This window comes from Mesorhizobium sp. M8A.F.Ca.ET.165.01.1.1, from assembly GCF_004792065.1.
Classification (GTDB): Bacteria; Pseudomonadota; Alphaproteobacteria; order Rhizobiales; family Rhizobiaceae; genus Mesorhizobium.
The window spans coordinates 149496-169328 of record NZ_SRTH01000006.1 but is presented as its reverse complement, the minus strand read 5'-3'; the positions used below and the strand labels follow the sequence as shown (position 1 = coordinate 169328).

Annotated in this window: 17 protein-coding genes; 6 read left to right on the top strand and 11 right to left on the bottom strand. The window is 64.5% G+C overall.

Going from position 1 to position 19833, the window contains the following annotated elements; translation table 11 throughout:
- Positions 1–161 precede the first annotated feature (161 nt).
- From EN808_RS18725 to EN808_RS18685, 7 genes are all read right to left on the bottom strand, one after another.
- Positions 162–1106: an ABC transporter permease gene (locus EN808_RS18725; RefSeq protein WP_135863337.1), complete on the bottom strand. Its 945-nt coding sequence runs from the start codon at positions 1104–1106 to the stop codon at positions 162–164.
- Positions 1103–2158 (bottom strand): ABC transporter permease, encoded by a 1056-nt coding sequence (locus EN808_RS18720; protein ID WP_135916600.1) that lies wholly within the window; start codon positions 2156–2158, stop codon positions 1103–1105. The genes EN808_RS18725 and EN808_RS18720 overlap by 4 nt, the downstream gene beginning before the upstream one ends.
- Positions 2158–3669: an ABC transporter ATP-binding protein gene (locus EN808_RS18715; protein ID WP_135916599.1), complete on the bottom strand. Its 1512-nt coding sequence runs from the start codon at positions 3667–3669 to the stop codon at positions 2158–2160. Before EN808_RS18715 ends, EN808_RS18720 begins: the two co-directional genes overlap by 1 nt.
- A gap of 232 nt (positions 3670–3901) precedes the next feature.
- Positions 3902–4933, bottom strand: a complete 1032-nt coding sequence (locus tag EN808_RS18705) for a BMP family protein (protein ID WP_135916598.1) — start codon at positions 4931–4933, stop codon at positions 3902–3904.
- A gap of 337 nt (positions 4934–5270) precedes the next feature.
- Positions 5271–6476, bottom strand: coding sequence for a 3-oxoadipyl-CoA thiolase (pcaF, locus tag EN808_RS18695; protein WP_135916597.1), 1206 nt, complete (start codon positions 6474–6476; stop codon positions 5271–5273).
- A gap of 1 nt (position 6477) precedes the next feature.
- Complete coding sequence (locus EN808_RS18690) at positions 6478–7284, bottom strand: CoA-transferase subunit beta (RefSeq protein ID WP_135916596.1); 807 nt, start codon at positions 7282–7284, stop codon at positions 6478–6480.
- Positions 7281–8138, bottom strand: coding sequence for a CoA transferase subunit A (locus tag EN808_RS18685; protein ID WP_135916595.1), 858 nt, complete (start codon positions 8136–8138; stop codon positions 7281–7283). The genes EN808_RS18690 and EN808_RS18685 overlap by 4 nt, the downstream gene beginning before the upstream one ends.
- A gap of 110 nt (positions 8139–8248) precedes the next feature.
- On the opposite strand from EN808_RS18685, the gene EN808_RS18680 reads away from it, so the two are divergent.
- Positions 8249–9019: an IclR family transcriptional regulator C-terminal domain-containing protein gene (locus EN808_RS18680; protein ID WP_135916594.1), complete on the top strand. Its 771-nt coding sequence runs from the start codon at positions 8249–8251 to the stop codon at positions 9017–9019.
- Positions 9020–9243: 224 nt separating this feature from the next.
- Here EN808_RS18680 and EN808_RS18670 read toward each other — a convergent pair whose 3' ends face one another.
- From EN808_RS18670 to EN808_RS18655, 4 genes are read right to left on the bottom strand one after another with little or no spacing between them, the layout of a single operon-like run.
- On the bottom strand, positions 9244–10542 hold the full coding sequence (locus EN808_RS18670; protein WP_189524135.1) for an FAD-binding oxidoreductase: 1299 nt from the start codon (positions 10540–10542) through the stop codon (positions 9244–9246).
- Positions 10543–10544: 2 nt separating this feature from the next.
- Positions 10545–11927: a glutamine synthetase family protein gene (locus EN808_RS18665; protein WP_135916593.1), complete on the bottom strand. Its 1383-nt coding sequence runs from the start codon at positions 11925–11927 to the stop codon at positions 10545–10547.
- Positions 11928–11932: 5 nt separating this feature from the next.
- Positions 11933–13216, bottom strand: coding sequence for a glycosyltransferase (locus tag EN808_RS18660; RefSeq protein ID WP_135916592.1), 1284 nt, complete (start codon positions 13214–13216; stop codon positions 11933–11935).
- Positions 13217–13227: 11 nt separating this feature from the next.
- Positions 13228–14166, bottom strand: coding sequence for a GntR family transcriptional regulator (locus EN808_RS18655; RefSeq protein WP_135883236.1), 939 nt, complete (start codon positions 14164–14166; stop codon positions 13228–13230).
- Between the two features lie 231 nt (positions 14167–14397).
- Between EN808_RS18655 and EN808_RS18650 the strand changes: the two genes are divergently transcribed.
- From EN808_RS18650 to EN808_RS18630, 5 genes are all read left to right on the top strand, one after another.
- A complete protein-coding gene (locus tag EN808_RS18650; protein ID WP_127278191.1) occupies positions 14398–15462 on the top strand; it encodes a spermidine/putrescine ABC transporter substrate-binding protein in 1065 nt (354 codons plus the stop codon).
- Between the two features lie 326 nt (positions 15463–15788).
- Positions 15789–16631: an ABC transporter permease gene (locus tag EN808_RS18645; RefSeq protein WP_135916649.1), complete on the top strand. Its 843-nt coding sequence runs from the start codon at positions 15789–15791 to the stop codon at positions 16629–16631.
- Positions 16624–17418, top strand: coding sequence for an ABC transporter permease (locus EN808_RS18640; RefSeq protein ID WP_135916591.1), 795 nt, complete (start codon positions 16624–16626; stop codon positions 17416–17418). The genes EN808_RS18645 and EN808_RS18640 overlap by 8 nt, the downstream gene beginning before the upstream one ends.
- Positions 17415–18488, top strand: coding sequence for an ABC transporter ATP-binding protein (locus EN808_RS18635; protein ID WP_135916590.1), 1074 nt, complete (start codon positions 17415–17417; stop codon positions 18486–18488). The genes EN808_RS18640 and EN808_RS18635 overlap by 4 nt, the downstream gene beginning before the upstream one ends.
- 12 nt (positions 18489–18500) lie before the next feature.
- Positions 18501–19775, top strand: coding sequence for a glycosyltransferase (locus EN808_RS18630; RefSeq protein ID WP_135916589.1), 1275 nt, complete (start codon positions 18501–18503; stop codon positions 19773–19775).
- The last annotated feature ends 58 nt before the right edge of the window (positions 19776–19833 follow it).

Sequence of the window (19833 nt, the reverse complement as noted above, 5' to 3'; positions counted from 1 at the left end):
TATAAAACTTGTAGACTTTGTCGATTGCTATTTTTCGGTCTGTGGCAGAATTATTTTCTCATCGATCGCCAAAAATTGGTGTGAAATTGCTGTTGAAGCCGATCTGAGCGATCGACTGACGCAGCATGGCGGCATCCCTAGCGATGCAGGAAGGTTCTTGCCTACCGCTCCTCTCGTCGAAACGGCTTCAGCAGCGCCGAGGGTGCCACCGCGTTGCGCGACATCACCGCCATGGCGACAATCGTAAAGATGAAGGGCAGCATCAGGAACGCCTCGTAAGGGATATGCCCGAGCCCGCTCGCTTGCATGCGCAGCTGGAGCGCATCGACGAAGGCGAACAGCAGTGCCGCACCCGCCGAGCGCCACGGATCCCAGCGGCCGAACACGACCAGCGCGATCGCCACCCAGCCGCGTCCGGACACCACGCCGAAGGTGAAGGCGTTGAACTGCGCCATCGACAGGAAGGCGCCGGCGAGCCCCATCAGTGCACCGCCAAGGATGACGGCCTGGAAGCGCGTGGCAATGACGCTGACGCCGGCGGAATCGGCGGCACGCGGGTTCTCGCCGACCATGCGCACCGACAGGCCCCATGGCGTGCGGTAGAGCACGAAGGCAGCGAGCGGGATGGCCAGGATCGCCATGTAGACCAGCGCGAACTGGTTGAACACCGCCGGCCCGAGCACCGGAATATCGGACAGAACCGGGATCGGCAGCGTCTGAAAACCCTTGATGCTTGGCGGCACCGATTGCTGGCCGAAGATCAGCCGGTAGAGGAAATAGGCAAGCCCCGATGAGAACAGCGTCACGCCGATGCCGCAGACATGCTGGCTGAGGCCGAGCGCCACCGTGAACAGCGCATGCAGCGCGCCCATCAGCATGCCGGTCAGCACCGCCACCAGCACGCCAAGCCACAGGCTGCCACTGAGGCTGGTGGCGGTGAAGCCGGTCATGGCGCATAGCAGCATGATGCCTTCGATGCCGAGATTGAGCACGCCGGCCCGTTCGGAGAACATTTCGCCGAGCGTGGCAAAGGCCAGCGGCGTGGCGATGCGGATGATGGCGGCGAGAAAGCCGACCTGAAAAATCTGTTCCAGCACGGCGCTCATCGGGCGACCCCGACGCGGCGGATCCGATAGGCGGTGAACAGCAGCGCGACCAGCATGGCGAGCAGAGCCGTGCCCTGGATGACGTCGCTGAGGAACGCCGGCACGCCGGTCGCGCGCGACATCGCTTCCGCACCGGTCATCACGGCGGCAAGGAAGATCGCCGCCGGCACCACGCCGAGCGGGTTGAGCCGCGCCAGCATGGCGACGACGATGCCGGAATAGCCGTAGCCCGGCGAAATATCGCTCATCACCTGGAAATGCACGCCGCCGACCTCGCCGACACCGGCAAGGCCGGCCAGCGCGCCGGAAAGCAATGCCGTCGAGATCAGCACCCGCTCAACATGGATGCCGCCATATCTGGCGGCTTCCGGGTTTTCACCGGTGACGCGGATGCGGAAGCCAAGGGTCGTGCGCACGATCAGGAACCAGATCAAGGGTGCCGCGACCAGCGCCACGATGACGCCGAGATGCAGCCGCGTGCCTTCGATCAGCACCGGAAAGTTTGCCGAATCCTCGATCGGCGGCGAGATCGGGTAGCCGCTGAAGCTATCCTTCCACGGCCCTTCGATCAGCGCCATCAGCGCGTAGTAGATGACCGAGTTGAGGAGCAGCGAACTGACGACGTCGTCGACCTTGAATTTGACCCGTAGCGCCGCGGGGACAAGCGCCACCGCCGCACCGGCAGCAGCACCGGCGATTGCCATGAGCAGCATGGCGAGTGGCCCCGGCATCGGGATCGCGCCGACGAAACAACTGGCCACCGCGCCGGCCAGCAATTGCCCCTCGGCGCCGATGTTCCAGAACTTGGCCCGGAAGGCGACGGCGACCGCCAACCCGGTAAAGATCATCGGTGCCGCGCGCACCAGCGTCTCGGTGATGGCATAGCTGTCGCCGAGCGAGGCCGTGAACATCACACCATAGGATTCGAACACGCCAGCCCCGGCCAGCGCGATCAGGCCGCTGCACAAGACAAGCGTCGCCACGATGGCCAGCAGCGGCAAAGCGAGGTTGAACCAGGCGGGCGTGGAGGTACGAGCTTCCAGGCGGAACATCAGCCGTGGCCCTCCGCGCCGGTCATCAGCAGGCCGAGCCGCGCAACACTCGCATCGGCGCTGTCGAGCGTGCCGGCGATGCGGCCCTCATACATCACCGCGATGCGGTCGCAGAGCACCAGCAGTTCTTCCAGATCCTCGCCGATGACGATGATGCCGCAGCCCTTGGCGCGCATGTCGAGGAATTTTTCGTGGATGAAACGGGCCGCACCAATGTCGAGGCCGCGCGTCGGCTGCGAGACGATCAGAACCTTTGGGTCAAAGGCAAGCTCGCGCGCCAGCAGCGCCTTCTGCAGATTGCCGCCGGACAGCGCGCCGGCGCGCGTCATCGGCCCAGGACATCTGATATCATAGGCCTTGATCTGTTCTTCGGCGAAAGCGCGGATCGCATCCGGCTTGAGCAGCCCCCTGGCGGAGAAAGCTGATGTGCCGATGCGCGGCAGCACCATCGAATCGGCGAGTGGCAGATTGGTGACCAGCCCCGTCGTCATGCGGTCTTCCGGGATGCGGCCAAGGCCCAGCGCCTGCACCTCGCGCGGCGAGAAGTGCACGACCTGTTTGCCGGCTATCGTCATTTGACCGCTGTCGGGCGCGCGCACGCCCGAGATCACCTCCGCCAGCGCTCGCTGGCCATTGCCCGAGACTCCCGCGATGCCGAGAATCTCGCCAGCACGCACCACAAGCGACACATCGCGCAACGCGGTGCCCGAATGCCGTGAGGTGGAAATGCCGTCGAGGGTCAGCACATCGGCGCCCGGTGTCGATGGCCCGCGCGCCGGCGGCACGATTTCGTGGCCACACATCAATTGCGCCATTGCAGCCGATGTCGTGTTTGCCGGATCATCGACACGGCCGGCGACGCGGCCATGCCGCAGCACGGTGCAGCGATGCGTCAGCGCCCGCACCTCGTTGAGCTTGTGCGAGATGAAGATGATGCCGAGCCCCTGCGCCGCCATCGACCGCAACGCCGAAAACAGCCCGTCGACCTCGCTTGGCGCCAGCACCGCCGTCGGTTCGTCGAGGATCAAGAGCTTGGCGCCGCGAAACAGCGCCTTGACGATTTCGAGCCGCTGCTGCTCGCCGACCGACAGTGCCGAGACCGGCAGATTGGGGTCGAGCGTCAGCCCATGCTGGCTGCTGATTTCAGCAAGCCGCGCCAGCCCGCCGGCGCGATCGATCCGCCCCGACTTGCCGGGAATGCCGATGAGCAGGTTTTCCAGCACTGTCAGCCGTGGCGCCAGATGGAAATGCTGGTGCACCATGCCGATGCCGGCAGCCAGCGCGTCGGCCGAGCTGCTGATCCGCACCGGCCGGCCCTGGATCAGGATCTCGCCGGCATCCGGCGCATAGGCGCCGAACAGCACGTTCATCAATGTGGTCTTGCCGGCGCCGTTCTCGCCGAGCAAACCGAGGATTTCTCCTGGCGCCACGCTGAGATCGACAGCCTCGTTCGCCTTGACGGCGCCGAAGCTCTTGGTGATGCCGCGCATTTCGATGAGTGGGGCGGGCAAGGGTGCTCCTGACTTGCGATCCGGTGACTAACCGCAGAGGGCAACGCTGCACCCCCTCTGGCCTGCCGGCCATCTCCCCCTCAAGGGGGGAGATCAGATGTCATCGGCGCTTTCGCCAATCTTCCACGTCGGAGGAAAGGCGCAAAGACCGAAGCTGCCAATCTCCCCCCTTGAGGGGGAGATGTCCGGCAGGACAGAGGGGCGCCTAGCACCAACCCCTAAAGATCAGAACTCAATCCGAAACCGGCGTATTCTCGTCGACATCCACCCGGAAATTGCCTTCCAGGATCTCGGCCTTCTTCTTCTCGACCAGATCCTTGACCTCGGCGGGCAAGGTCTTGTCGAACTTGTGGAAGGGCGCGAGATAGGAGCCGCCCTTGGCCATGCGCGAGAAATCGCCGTAGTCCTGCGCCGTGTAGACGCCGGCCTTGACCAGCTTGATCGCTTGCTCGACCGTCGGGTACATGTCCCAGACCGGGCCGGTGATGACCGTATCGGGGCCGAGGCTCGACTGGTCGGACATGTTGGAGATGGCGAGGATCTTCTTCTCGACCGCCGCCTCGATGACGCCGAAGCGTTCCGCATAGATGACGTCGACGCCGGCGTCGATCTGCGCCACCGCCGCTTCCTTGGCCTTGGGCGGATCGAAGAAGGAACCGATGAAGGCGACCTTCTTCTTGACGTTCGGATTGACCTCCTTGGCGCCGGCGAAGAAGGCATTGACCAGCCGGTTCACTTCCGGAATGCCCATCGCCGCCACCGCGCCGACCGTACCCGACTTCGACATCTTGCCGGCGATCATGCCGGAGAGATAAGCAGGCTCGTGGATCCAGTTGTCGAAGACGCCGAAATTGGGTTCGGCCGGCCCCGCGCCTGAGCCGAACAGAAATGCGGTCTTGGGGAACTGCTTGGCCGTGCGGCGCGATTCACGCTCGGCGGCGAAGGCGTCGCCCAGCACCAGCTGGTACCCGCCCTGCGCATATTCGCGCATGACACGGCTGAAGTCGGCGGTCTGCACCTTCTCGGACCATTTGTATTCGATGCCGAGTTCCTTTTCGGCCTTCTGCAGTGCGACGTGGATCTGGTTGTCCCAGGGTTCCTCGATCGGCGTGGCGAAGATAGCCGCCACCTTCAGTTTCTTGCCCGCCGCGAAGGCCGCACCCGGCAGCATCGCCGCAGCGAAACCCAGCGCGCCCAGTTCGAGCACGTTGCGCCGCGAGAGCCCTTCGCGGATCAAATGAGATTTGTTCTTCCGGTCTTCCATTGAAGTGCCCCTCTGTTCGACAGCCGTGTCGAGCCGGCCGTTCCCTAAGAATGTCAGACGAGGAACTATGGAACGGGTCTAGACTTTTGTCCACATGGTCAAATTTGAGAGCGGCCAATCGCTTCAGGTTGCCGCCGCCCCTCACCTGCCTGCCGGCATCCTCTCCCCGTATAGTGACGGGGAGAGGGGCCTGTCATTGCCGGTTTCGCCAATCACCGGCGTTCAAAGGAGGGCGCCGGCATTGCCGCCAGCTTCCTTCTCCCCGTCACTATACGGGGAGAAGTGCCCGGCAGGGCGATGAGGGGCGGCGCCAACCCTGGCAATTTGCAGTCTCCGATCAGGCCCGTTCGAGCGCGATGGCGATGCCCTGGCCGACGCCGATGCACATGGTGGCCAGCGCATAGCGGCCGCCGCGTTCCCGCAGCTCCAGCGCAGCCGTGCCGGAGATGCGGGCGCCCGACATGCCCAGGGGATGGCCGAGCGCGATGGCGCCGCCATTCGGATTGACGTGCGGTGCGTCCTCGGCGATGCCGAGTTGGCGCAGCACCGCGATGCCTTGCGAGGCGAAGGCTTCGTTGAGTTCGATGACATCGAATTGTTTCGGCGTCAGCCCGAGCCGCGCGCATAGCTTTTGCGTTGCCGGCGCCGGACCGATGCCCATGATGCGCGGCGCGACCCCGGCGGCGGCACCGCCAAGGATGCGCGCGATCGGCGTCAGCCCGTATTTCCTCACCGCTGCCTCGGAAGCAACGACCAGCGCCGCCGCGCCGTCATTGACGCCGGAGGCATTGCCGGCCGTCACCGTGCCGCCTTGCCGGAACGGCGTCGGCAGTTTGGCCAGCGCCTCGACCGTGGTGCCGGCGCGGGGATGCTCGTCCTTCGACACGACGACCGCATCGCCCTTGCGCTGCGGGATCGTCACCGGGGTGATCTCCTTCGCCAGCCGGCCATTGGCTTGTGCCGCGACCGCCTTGTCCTGGCTGCGGACGGCAAAGGCGTCCTGGTCCGCGCGGGAAACAGCGAAGTCTTCCGCCACGTTCTCGCCGGTCTCCGGCATGGAATCGACGCCATACAGCTTGTTCATCAGCGGGTTGACGAAGCGCCAGCCGATGGTGGTGTCGTAGATCTCGGCATTGCGCGAAAAGGCGGTGTCGGCCTTCGGCATGACGAAGGGCGCCCGGCTCATCGATTCGACGCCGCCTGCGATCATCAATTCCGCTTCGCCGGCCTTGATGGCGCGCGCGGCGATGGTCAGCGCGTCCATGCCCGAGCCGCACAGCCGGTTGACGGTCGAGCCCGGAATCTCCTGCGGCAGGCCGGCCAGCAGCAGCGCCATGCGCGCCACGTTGCGGTTGTCCTCGCCGGCCTGGTTGGCGCAGCCATAGACGACGTCGTCCACCGCCTGCCAGTCGATCCCGGCATTGCGCTCAAGCAAAGCCTTCAACGGGATGGCGCCAAGGTCGTCGGTGCGTACCGAGGATAGCGAACCGCCGAAGCGGCCGATCGGCGTGCGGATATAGTCGCAAATATAGGCCTCGGCCATGTCAGGCTGCTTTCCCTTTTCCGGTCCCCTCATGCGCCGCCTTGGTGCGGGCCTGCAGGTCACGCAATGTCTCGAGTTCGAGTTCGCTTGGCGCCGGCGTTTCGTCAAGCGCCTCGGCGAACTTAACCACCCAGCCACAGCTTTCCTGCACCTGCTGGCGGGTAACGCCGGGATGTAGGGACACGACCGTGAATTCCTTGGTCAGAGGATCCGGCTTCCAGATGGCCAGGTCGGTGATCAGCAAGGTCGGGCCCGCTGTGTCGATGCCGAGCCGCCTGCGATGATCGCCGCCCTCGCCATGGCCGAACGAGGTGAAGAAGTCGATCTTTTCGACCATGCCGCGCTTGGTCTGCGCCATGGTGATGTAGATTTCCTTCGACGACGTCGCGATCTCCGGCGCGCCGCCGCCACCCGGCAGCCTGGTCTTGGGATGAAAATAGTCGCCGATGACCGTGGTGTTGATGTTGCCGAACTTGTCGAGCTGGGCGGCACCCAAAAAGCCGATCGAAATGCGGCCGCCCTGCAGCCAGTAGCGGAACATCTCCGGCACCGCGACGGTGGTCACCGCCGTCTCGCACAATTCGCCGTCGCCGATCGACAGCGGCAGCACGTCGGGCGCGGTGCCGATCGTGCCGCTCTCGTAGATCAGCGTGATGTCGGGCGCATGCGTCAGCCGCGCCACGTTGCAGGCGGCGGACGGCGCGCCGATGCCGACGAAGCAGACATCGTCATTCCCCAACGCCCGGCTGGCGGCGATCGTCATCATCTCGTTGGGCGTGAAGCCCAAGCGCTTTTGATCGTCGCTCATGCCGCTTTCCTCAGATGCTCGACCCGCGCCGCGAAATCGTCGGCGTTCTTCTCGATCACGTTCGCCTGCATCCATGCCTGGAATTTCTCGCGGTCGGCGGCGATCTCGTCCCATGAGAGATAGGCGGCATTGTCCCTGGCATAATAGCCATGCGCGTAGGACGGATGCGAGCCGCCCGGCACCACCGAGATCGCCGCGATGGTCCAGCGCGGCAACACGGTGAGGTTCGGGTGCAGGTCGTCGAAATTGTCGACCACTTCCTCGACCGTCACGACGGCGCGCCTGGCCGCCAGCACGGCTTCCTTCTGGATGCCGATGATGCCCTCGACCAGCACATTGCCTTTCTTGTCGGCCTTCTGCGCATGGATGAAGGTGACATCGGGCCGGATCGACGGCACGGCCGCCAGCACCTCGCCGGTGAACGGACACGTGACCGACTTAATGTTCGGATTGACTGCGGCCAGCCCGGCGCCGCGATAGCCACGGAACACCGCGCAAGGCAGGCCGGCCGCGCCCGCCTCATAGGCGTTGGCCATGCCGGCATGGCTGTGCTCCTCGACCTCGATCGACCGGGGAAAAGCGTTCTCGATCGCATCGCGGGCGCGCCGCAGCAGGCCGACACCGGGATTGCCGACATAGGAGAAGACGATTTTCTTCGCCATGCCCATGCCAATCATCTGGTCGTAGATCAGATCGGGTGTCATGCGGATCAGGGTCAGGTCGCGAAACCCCTGGCGGATCGCCTCATGCGCGGCAGCTGTCGGGATCAGATGGGTGAAGCCTTCGAAGGCGACGGAGTCGCCATTGTTCAGGTTCTCCGCGACGGCTTGCTTGAGCGACAGGAACTTGACCATCACCTAGACTCCAACTCCAAAAGTTCGTATTGCGAACTTTTGTTTTATATGTGATACTTTTTAAGCTACCCTATGACGCGGAGTCAATCCTGACGTCGCCCGGAGATGAGATGGACGAAGAGGCCGTTTCCCGTGATCAAGTCGGCTCGCTCGGGCGCGGTCTTGCCGTGATGGAAATCCTGGCCCGGCATCCTGCGGGCATGACCCTGACCGAAATGGCCGAGGAAGCCGGCCTGACCCGCGCCGGCGCCCGTCGCTTCCTGCTGACCTTGGTCGCCACCGGCTACGCGACTCAATCCGGCCGTGTGTTCTCCCTGTCGCCGCGCCTGCTGACCGTCGCCCGCACCTGGCTCGGAGGCGCCTCGCTGTGGAGCTTCGCCGCGCCGATCATGCGTGCGGTGGCGGCGCAGTTGAACGAAGCTTGCTCGGCGGCGATCTTGTCGGGCGAGGATGTCGTCTATGTCGCCCGTATTCCTGGCCGCCGTATCCTGAGCGTCTCGCTCGATGTCGGCACCAGGCTGCCCGCCTATTGCACCTCGATGGGCCGGATGCTGCTCGCCGGGCTGACGGCGGATGAGCTCGACGCATTTCTTAGCCACGCAGCCATCGAACGCCGGACGCCGAAGACGATTACCGACAGGTCATTGCTGGCGAACACCATCGGCAAGGCTGGAACGGATGGCTTCGCCATCGTCGACGAGGAGCTGGAACTCGGCCTGCGCTCCATCGCCGTGCCGATCCGCGACAGGTCCGGACGCACGGTCTCGGCGATCAATGTCTCTACACAGTCGGCACGGTTTTCGGTCGCGGAGATGGAACGGGAGATCCTGCCGGCGCTGCTGGATGCCAGGCAGCGTATCGAGGATTTTTTTGTGGTGTAAGAGGCCTTGCTAGCCTTCCGACGTCGGCGGGCCAGCGCCCCCCTCTGCCCTGCCGGGCATCTCCCCCACTTGGGGGGGGATCGGATGCTACGCCGGCTTTCGCCAAATTTAACATTTGCAAGGAAAAGGCGGGGCGCCAAAGCTGCCAATCTCCCCCCTCGTGGGGGAGATGTCCGGCAGGACAGAGGGGGGCGCGGTCCCGCCAGCCTCTGATCGTTAGCCCCTCAATGCTTCATCCGATCCCGCATCGCGTACCACAACATCCCCAGCACATAGAGTGGCCCGCGCAGCGCCGTGCCGCCCGGGAACGGCATCGGGGTCAGCGTCGAGAACAGGTCGAGCCGCGACGCATCGCCGGTGATCGCTTCGGCGAGCAGCTTGCCCGACAGTGTCGACAGGATGACGCCCTTGCCGGAATAGCCATGCGCGAAATAGACCTCGCCATAGTGCCCGACATGCGGCAGCCGCGACGTCGTCACCGATACCAGCCCGCCCCAGGCATGATCGATGCGGCATCCCTTGAGCTGCGGGAAGGTGCCTTCCATGTGCGGCCGCACGAAGCCGGCTATATCGGCCGGCGGTGACGGCGTGTAGCGCTCGCCGCCGCCGAACAACAGCCGCCCGTCCGCGGACATCCTGTAATAGTTGACGACGAAGCGCGTGTCGGACACCGCGACATTGGCGGGGATGACGTTGCGTTTGCCCTCCAGCGGCTCGGTGGCGACGATGTAGTTGCCGACCGGCATGATGCGGCTGTTGACGCGCGGCTCCAGCCCGTTGAGCAGCGCGTCGCCCGCCAGCACCACATGCTTGGCCCGCACCGATCCCTTTGATGTCGAAACCCGGATCGACGGCTCCCGCTCCAGTTTCACCGCCACCGAATTCTCGTGGATGGTGACGCCGGCCGCGACAGCCGCGCGGGCAAGCCCGAGCGTATAGTTGAGTGGATGCATGTGGCCGCCGAGCGGCTCATACATCGCGCCCTGATAAGGCGTGTCGACCTTGGCCCGCGCGTCCGCCGCCGACAGGATCTCGACGTCGCGGAATTTCATCACGCTCTTGAGGCATTTGGCCTCTTCCTCGAGATCCCTGAGGTCGGAGCCGTTGACCGCGCCGACCAGATGGCCGGTCAGCCTGAGGTCGCAGTCGATGGCATGGCGCTCGATGATGCCGAGCACCAGGCCGCGTGCCTCGAAGGCGAGGTCGAACAGCACCTTCGCCCGCTCGGGTCCGTAGAGCTTGACCAGACCCTTGGCGCCCTTGCGCAGGCCGGGGATCATCTGGCCGCCATTGCGGCCCGACGCGCCCCAGCCGATCCTGCCGCCTTCGAGCAGCACCACTTTGAGGCCGCGCTCGGCCGCGTGAAGGGCGGCCGACAGGCCGGTGCAGCCGCCGCCGACGACGACCAGATCCGCCTCGACATCGCCCGCAAGGGCCGCGTGTTCCGGCGCCGGATTGGCGGTCGCGACATAATAGGATTTGCCGATATCGAGACCGGAATTGAAACCCGTCGAAGATGCCATGATCACACCTTCAGCAAGAGGTGGTCGCGTTCCCAGCTCGTCACCACGCTCTGGAACAGGTCGAGCTCGACGCTCTTGACGCGCAGATAGGTCTGGAAGAAGTCCTCGCCCAGCAATGCCCGCACCGGGTCGCACGCGGTGAAGCGGTCGAGCGCCTCCTCCATGGTCTTCGGCAGCGTGCTCTTGATCTTGTAGGCATTGCCCGACGCCTCGGCCGAGCGCGCCTGCTTCTGCTCGACACCGAGATAGCCGGCAAGCAGCGAACCGGCGATCGCCAGATAGGGATTGGAATCGGCACCCGGCAGCCGGTTCTCCACCCGCCGCGCCATGCGCCCGCCGGCCGGCACGCGCAGGCCGCAGGAGCGGTTGTCATGCGACCACTCGATGTTGGCCGGCGCGCTGTGGTTCGGCCTTATGCGGCGGAACGAGTTCACGTTGGGCGCGAACAGCGGCATGATTTCGGGAATGTACTTCTGCAGGCCGCCGATGAAATGGCCGAACATCCCGGTGTCGGCATCGTCGCTGCCGGCGAAAAGCGCGTTGCCGGCCTCGTCGACGACGGACATGTGCAGATGCATGGAGCTGCCCGCCTGGACCGCGATCGGCTTGGCCATGAAGGTCGCATGCATGCCGCATTGCTGCGCGGCCTGCCGCGTAAACCGCTTGAACAAAAGCACCTGGTCGGCGAGCGGCAGGGCGTCGCCATGCAGCAGATTGATTTCGAGCTGCGCCGTGCCCGATTCATGGATCAGCGTGTCGAGGGGCAGTCCGGCTGCCGCTGAATAGTCATAGATACGCCGGATCACCGGCTCGAATTCTTCCAGCGCCGCCATGTCATAGGGATGCTGCACGCCCTCGGCGCGGCCATTGGCTCCGACCGGCGCGGTCAGCGGCTTGTCCGGATCGGGATTGGGCGCGGTAAGGTAGAATTCGAGCTCGGGTGCGACCACCGCGCGCCAGCCGCGCTGGCGATAGAGATCGAGCACGGCGCGCAGCACATGACGCGGCGAAGCCATCCACGGCCTGCCATCCATATGAAAGACATCGGCAAAAACATAGGCCTTCCCCGCCCCTGCGCCCGGCGCCAGGCACAGCGTCGAGACATCGGGCACCATGCGCATGTCGGGGTCCGAATAGGCAAAACCCTCGTCGATCGAGCCTGAATAACGGCCGTCGATGCTGACCAGGAAGGCGCTGCTCGGCAGGTAGAGCGCGCGGTCTTCCAGCGCCTTGAGGAATTTGGCGGTCGGCAGCGCCTTGCCGCGCAGCACGCCGTTCATGTCGGGCACCAGGCACTCGATCTCGGTGATGCCATGCTGCGTAAGCCAGGCCTTGGGGTCGTTGCCATTGAAGAGGTTTGCGGTATTCGTATTCTTATCGAGCATTTCGTTCATGTCCGTATCAGGGAGAGAATGGCTTGCGCGGCCACGTCCGTTCCGGGTTTCAGCGCCATCTCGGCTGCATTGTCCCTGAGGCGGGCGCGCATGGCGTCATCGGCCAGCAGGCCGAGAATGGCTCTCTCCAATCCCCCTTCGGTCCAGCCGTCACGGCCGATATGGTCGCCGACGCCGGTTTCGCCGGCGCGTTGCGCATTGTCGTGCCCGTCCCAGCAATAGGGCATGATCAGCGAAGGCACGCCGAAGCGCAGCGCTTCGCAAAAGCTGTTGTTGCCGCCGTGGTGGATGAACAAGTCCGACTTCGCCACCACGGAGGGCTGCGGAAACCAGGCGTCGAGGTAGACATTGTCGGGCACCGCGCGGTAGGCATCGCGCAGGCCACCGACATTGACGATGAAGCGGGCCGGCAGCCGGTCGAATACGGCAAGCATGCGCTCGATCAGGCCGACATCCATTGCGCCGAGACTGCCGAAGCTGACATAGACCAGCGGCCCGCCATTGCGCGGGAAAACCGGCACCTCGAATGGCCCTTCCGACCGCACGCAGCCTTCGAGATAGACGAAGCGCTCGGGGTCGAGCGGCTCGGCGCGTTCGCGGCGCACGATCGCCGGCGTCAAGAGCAGATTGAGATCGGGTGAGGTTTCAAGAAACAGGCCCTTCGGCAGCGGCGCTAGGCCGCAATCGGCGCGAAAGCGGTTGAAGCGGTCATGCGCCGGCGCCGAGGCTGCGAGATATCGCGCCTCGAACGCCGCGCGTTGCGGATCGCCAGCGCCGAGGCCCGACAGATAGGGCGGCACGGCGTTGTCCGGAAGTTCCGTCTCGGCGCAGGAAACGACGCGCACCCACGGGCAGCCGGCTGCCGCTATCGCCGGGAACATGATGACATTGTCGAGCACCACCGCGTCGGGCTTCAGCCGCGCCAGCAATTGGCGCAGCGGCGCCTCGGCATTGACCGCCGTGTCGACGATCGCCTGCCAGGTCGGCGCGACATAGGTTTCGAGCTGGTCGATCGGGCTCAGCCTGAAATGCGGCAGATGCCGGCGCACGAACGCCTGCCAGTAGCTCTGGCGCTCGCTGTCGCTCAGCGGCTCCTCGGTCGGCAGCTGGTATTCCTGGAAACCATAGTCGGCAAAGACGCCGGAGAAGCCGGCATGGCAGATGAACACCGGCCGCGCGCCCTTCGCGCGCAGCGCCTGCGCGATGCCGACGCAATTCAACGCCGCCCCGAAACTGGCCTCGGGAAACAGCGCGATGGTCGGGCTCGCTCTACGCGTCAATTAAATCCTCTTCATTCCGGCCGGCTGATCATGCCGAACAGCGCGGGAGCGCCGCGACTGGCCGCCTGCGGCCGCTGGCTGCGCGACAGCCGCAGGTGGATGCGCAGCAGATCGGCAGCAACCTCATACTGCCGGCTCTCAAGATGGTCGAGTATGTTCAGGTGTTCGCGCAACGATTGCTTCAGCCGGAAGACGTTGACGCCGGCATAGATGCCCGGAAGCCGCCGCAGCCTGAGGTGATCGGCCAGCGCGTCGGCGACGAAGCGGTTGGCGCTGCCTTCGGCGATCATGCCGTGGAAATCGATGTCGAGCCGCTGGAACTCGCGTGTATCGAACGCGGCGTCGGGCAGCGCCGATAGCGCCTCCATGCCCTGGCGCAACATCGCGGCGCGCGCGCCGTCGAGCCGGAAGCCGGGCGTCAGGATGGCGGCGGGCTCCAAAAGCAGCCGGAACTCGTAGCTCTCGCCTTGCGCCTCCGGGTCATCAGGGGCGCGCCGGAACAACCAGGACTGACCTGGTGCGCGATCGAGAAGATTCTCCTCCGTCAGTCTGTTCAGAGATTTTAGTACCGTTTTCCGTTCGGCACTGTACCGCCGCATCAGCCCTGCGACGGTCACTGTCTGGTCGAGGCGCCGCGCCGAACGGTCGCGCAGGATGGCCTCGGCAAGCTCGTCTTCCTCGGCGGCGGGCAATTCGGCTGATATCGCCGGCTGCGCGGCGAGGTCGATCGCCAAGTGATATCCGGTGTCCGCCTCCCAGCGCACGACACCCTGCTCCGCGAGCAGGCTGAGCGCCGCCCGGACCGGAGTGCGCGAGACATTGCACAGCGAGGCGATCTGTTGCTCGGGCAGGCGTGCGCCGGGCGCGAAGCCACGCTGCCGCGCCACATCCAGGATGCGCTGGGCCAGATCGAGATGGTTGGTGCGAGGTCGTCGGGTTGCGGCTTGCATGACATTCTCGTGGAACGGACGTGACCTCGTTGATTTGACCCATCACCGGCGTGGACGCAATCGGCCAGATTCCGAGGCCGGTTGTCAAATTATGGATTGACGTACTTTTTTCTGCAATAGTACTGTCAGTGCAATCGGCGACAAAAGACCGCGGGAACAGGATCGATGCAGCGGCGCATGTCGCGCGGGTCCAGCACGAATTCGACGAACCAACCGGAATGGGAGCCTGCCATGACTGCTACCAGCCTGCGGCGCCGTGCGCTGAGAATGCCTTCGATCGCCCTCGGGCTTGTCGTGGCGCTGTCCGCGCCGGCGATGGCCGCCGACCTCGTCATTTCCAATTGGGACGGCTACATGGCGCCCGATGCCATGGCGTCTTTCAAGACCGCGACGGGCGTTTCCGGCGAAGTCGTGGTGCACGCCACCAATGAAGAGATCATGGGCAAGCTGATTGCCGCCGGCGGCAAGGGCTATGACGTGGTTTTCGTTTCCTCGCCCTTCGCCGAGGTTCTGAACAAGCTCGGCCTGACCGAGCCGATGGACCACGCCAAGATCCCCAATCTCGCCAACCTCTATCCCGAAGCGACCAAGCTGCCGCACGATGTCGGCAACACTTTCTCCGTGCCCTACACCTGGGGCACGACCGGCCTCTGCTACCGCTCGGACCTGGTCAAGACGGCGCCCACGAGCTGGAGCGACCTGCTGGCGCCATCGGATGAGCTGAAGGGCAAGACCACCATGCTGGCGACTGATCGCTGGCTGCTCGCCGCCGGGCAGCTCGACAAGGGTTTCTCCGTCAACGAGACAGATCCGGCCAAGATGGCCGAGGTCAAGAACCTCTTGATCTCGGCCAAGAAAACCCTGCTCGCCTATGACGACACCACCTTCTATTCGAAACTGGTCTCCGGAGAAGCGCTGATGGTCCAGGCCTGGGACGGCTGGTGCAATTACGGCATCGCCGACAAGCCGGAGATCAAATACATCATTCCCAAGGAAGGTTCGGATCTCTGGGTCGACACGATGGTGGTGATGAAGGCCTCCGAGCACAAGGATGCCGCGTTCCAGTTCATCAACTTCATGCTCGATGCCAAGAACCACGCCTGGGCGGCCCAGAATATCGACTACAAGGTTCCGAACAAGCCGGCGATGGAAAGCCTGCCGGCCGATTTCCTGGCAAAATTTCCCAACATGGCGATGCCGGTGGCCGACCTCGTCAAGTTCGAGCAGTTGCGTGACGTCGGCGAAGCCCAGCGCGACTATTCCAAGATCGTCAGCGAGATCAAGGCCGCGCAGTAAGATCGATTGCTGGAATCACGCTTGCGTTCCTTCACGCCCCCCTTTGACCTGCCGGCCATCTCCCCCTTAAGCGGGGAGATCGGCTGGCTCGCGGGCCTTCGCCAATCTCCAGCGCAGCGCCCCCTCATCCGGCCGCTTCGCGGCCACCTTCTCCCCGGCGGGGAGAAGAGGCTGGAGCCAGCTCTGGCGCGCTCCTCTCCCCTCGGGGAGAGGTCGGATTGTCCCGAATTGCCCTTCGCAATTCGGTTGGCAATCCGGGTGAGGGGGAACTCGCCTGCTGCCAGCGAGGGCGCGGCGTGATGCGATCATCCCGCTCCTCCTTGCTGATGGCCCCGGCGCTGGTCTGGTTGACCGCGCTGATGGTGGTGCCATGCGCGCTGGTGCTGGCGCTCGCCTTCTTCCGGCGCGGCATCTATGGCGGCATCGACTACACCTTCACGCTGGAGAATTTCGGGCAGGTCTTCGACCCGCTCTATGCCGGCATTTTCCTGAACTCGGCGCGCATTGCCGGCATCGCCACGCTGATCGCGGTGGTGATCGGCTACGCCGCCGCCTATGCCATCGCGGCCGCCCCGCGCCGCTGGCAGCCGGTGTTCCTGTTCTTCGCCGTGCTGCCGTTCTGGTCCAACTACCTGATCCGCACCTATGCCTGGATCGTGCTGCTCAACCGCGAAGGGCTTATCACCCAGCTCCTGCGCTGGGTGGGCTACACCGGTGAACCGCCCTCGATGCTCTACACCGAAGGCGCGGTCATCGCCGGCCTGGTCTACAACTATCTGCCCTTCGTCATCCTCGCCTGCTACGCGCCTTTGTCGCGGCTCAACCCGGAACTGGCCGAAGCCTCGCGCGATCTCGGCGCTTCGGCGATGACGACGTTTCGCCGTGTCATCCTGCCGCTGACCGTGCCCGGCATCGTCGCCGGCGCCGTCTTCGTCTTCGTGCTGTCGATCGGCAATTTCGTCACCCCGGCGCTGCTCGGCGGCGGCCGCTTCCAGATGATCGGCAACCTTGTCTACGACCAGTTCCTGACCGCCAATGACTGGCCGTTCGGCGCGGCCCTGGCAATGGCGCTGATCGCCATCATGCTGCTGGTGCTGATGGCGCAAGCGATCGCCGCCAATCGCGCCTCTGGCCGCACCGCGGAAGCCGAGGGCAACGCGAATGGCTGAACGCTCACCAGCCACACGGCGCATGCTTTGGCTCGTGTTGAGTCTCGTCTTCGCCTTCCTCTACATCCCGATCGCCGTGCTGGTGGCGCTGTCCTTCAACGAAGGCGGGCTGCCTACGGCATGGTCGGGCTTTTCGCTGAAATGGTACGTCTCGCTGGCCGGCAATTCCGCGATCCTCTCCGCCGCCCTCAACACGCTGATCGTGGCGCTGGTCTCGACAGCGATCGCCACCTTGCTCGGCACGCTGCTGGCGATCGGCGTCGAGATGCGCCGGCAATATGGCAAGGGGCTCGAGGCGCTGATCTTCGCGCCGATGATCATTCCCGACATCGTGCTGGCAATCGCGCTCCTGTCGTTCTTTTCGATGCTCAACCTCACCATGGGCCTGCACACCATCATCCTCGCCCATGTCGTATTCAACCTCGCCTTCGTCTGCTCGGTGGTGCGTGCCCGGCTGAAGAGTTTCGACTGGTCGATCGTCGAGGCTTCCACCGATCTCGGCGCCTCCGCCATCGCCACCTTCCGGCGGATCACCTTGCCGGTCATCGCGCCGGCCGTGATTGCCGGCGCACTGCTCGCCTTCACGCTCTCGGTCGACGAGTTCATCATCGCCTTCTTCACCGCAGGCGCGGGCCGCGCCTCGACCACGCTGCCGATGCAGATCTACGCCATGATCCGCTTCGGCATCACACCCGAGATCAACGCCCTGGCCACCATCGTCATGGCGGTCTCGGTCACCGCGCTGACCCTGTCGCAGCGGCTCAACCGGGGAATGATCGGCCAATGAGCGAACCGCGCACGCTGCTGGCCATCGATCGTGTGTCGAAGAATTTCGGCCGCGTCACCGCCGTCGACGGCATCTCGCTGGATATCAGGGAGAACGAGTTCTTCGCGCTCCTCGGTCCATCGGGCTGCGGCAAGACCACGCTCTTGCGCATGCTGGCCGGCTTCGAGACGCCGAGCGATGGGCGCATCCTGCTCGACGGCAAGGACATCGCCAGGATGCCGCCCAACAAGCGGCCGGTCAATCTGATGTTTCAGTCCTACGCGCTGTTCCCGCATATGAGCGTGCGGGCCAATGTCTCCTATGGGCTGGAGATGGAGCGCTTGCCGGCTAAAGAAATCCGCGCGCGCGTCGACGCCATCCTGGCGACCACCGAACTCGTGCCCTTCGCCGACCGCAAGCCGGAGCAACTATCGGGCGGTCAGAAGCAGCGCGTGGCGCTCGCCCGCGCCCTGGTCAAGCGCCCGCGCTTGCTGCTGCTCGACGAGCCGCTCGGCGCGCTCGACAAGAAGCTGCGCGGCGCCATGCAGCTGGAATTGAAGCGCCTGCAGCACGAGGTCGGCATCACCTTTGTCATCGTCACCCATGATCAGGAGGAATCGCTGGTCATGGCCGACCGCATGGCGGTGCTGAAAGACGGCAAGCTGCTGCAATGCGACACGCCGCATGCGGTCTATGAGCATCCGGCTGAGCGTTTCGTCGCCGACTTCATCGGCGTGATGAATTTTATCCCGGGCAAGGTGTCAGCCGATGGCGTCGTGGCCGCGAATGGCGCGCGCATCGCCGGCAAGGTCCCCGCAGCGCTTTCGTCCGGGGCGGCTGCCGTCGCGTCGGTGCGGCCCGAACGCGTCCGGCTGTTCCCGTCAGCGGATACCGCGAACCGGACGACCGGAACGGTCGAGGTGCTGGCCTATCAGGGGCTCGACCTGCAGCTGCATGTCCGCACGCCGCTGTCGCCGAAGCCGTTCCTCGTGCGTGTAACCGCCGACGCAGCCGACCGGCGGCCGGTCGCATTGGGCGACCAGGTCGAACTCGGCTGGGATGCCGCCGACGTCAGAATTTTCGCAGAGTGAAGGAGAAGCCTGATGGCGCAGAAGACGATCGCGTTTTTTCCCGAAGCCGCCTACGGCCCGGCGCTCAATTCCGTCGGCATCGCTCAAGCCGTGGAGGCGCGCGGACACAAAGCGGTGTTCCTGTCCGATCCGGGATTCGTCGATGTCTACAAGGGCTATGGCTTCGAGGCGCATCCGGTGAACCTTTCCGAACCGATGCCGCCCGAGCAGATGGCCAAGTTCTGGGAGGACTTCATCAACGGCCATATCCCCAACTTCCGCAAGTCGCCCTACGACCAGGTCGACAATTACGTCAAGGATTGCTGGACGGCGATCGTCGACAGCGCCAAGTGGGCGCAGAAGGACCTGCCGCGCGTGCTTTCCGCCATCAAGCCTGATGTGATCTGCGTCGACAACGTCATCCTGTTCCCGGCGATCAAGCAGTTCGGCAAGCCGTGGGTGCGCGTCATCTCCTGTTCCGAAAACGAGATCGAGGACGAGGGCATCCCACCGCATCTCTCCGGCTGCGGCGAAAACGACCATGCCGGACACCAGCGCTACCGCGATCACTTCAATGCCGTGATCAAGCCGATCCATGATGACTTCAACGCGTTCCTCGGCGCCAATGATGAGGCGCCCTATCCGATCGGCCAGTTCTTCGAGGCTTCGCCCTATTTGAACCTGCTGCTTTATCCCGAAGCCGCGAAATTCAAGCGCCGCCATCCGCTCGATCCGGCAAAATTCCAGTATTTGGAAGGCTGCGTGCGGCAGGAAAAGCCCTATCCCGTCCCGGCCTTCGCCAAAAACAACGACGGGCCGCTGCTCTACGTCTCCTTCGGCAGCCTGGGGGCCGGCGATGTCGACTTGCTGAAGCGGATCATCGCGACGCTGGGCAAGACCCGCTACCGCGCGCTGGTCAATGTCGGCGGCTACAGGGATCAGTACACCGACGTGCCCGGCAACGTCATCGTCGACAGCTGGTTCCCGCAGCCTTCGGTGATCCCGCAGGTCGATGCCGTGATCCACCATGGCGGCAACAACTCCTTCACCGAGTGCCTCTATTTCGGCAAGCCCGCGATCATCATGCCCTATGTCTGGGACGGCCACGACAACGCCACCCGGGTCCAGGAAACCGGCCATGGCTTCGGCATGCCGCGCTACGATTGGACGGACGCGGAGTTGATCGCGAAGATCGAAGCCTGCCTGACCGATCCGAAAATGAAGGCGAAGCTGGCGCAGACATCGGCACAGATGCACGTGCAGAATGGACCTGAGAAGGCTGCGGGTTTGCTGGAGGCGTTGCTGTGATTGCGATGTTTGACACGCCGAGCCAAGGCGCCCCCCTCTGGCCTGCCGGACATCTCCC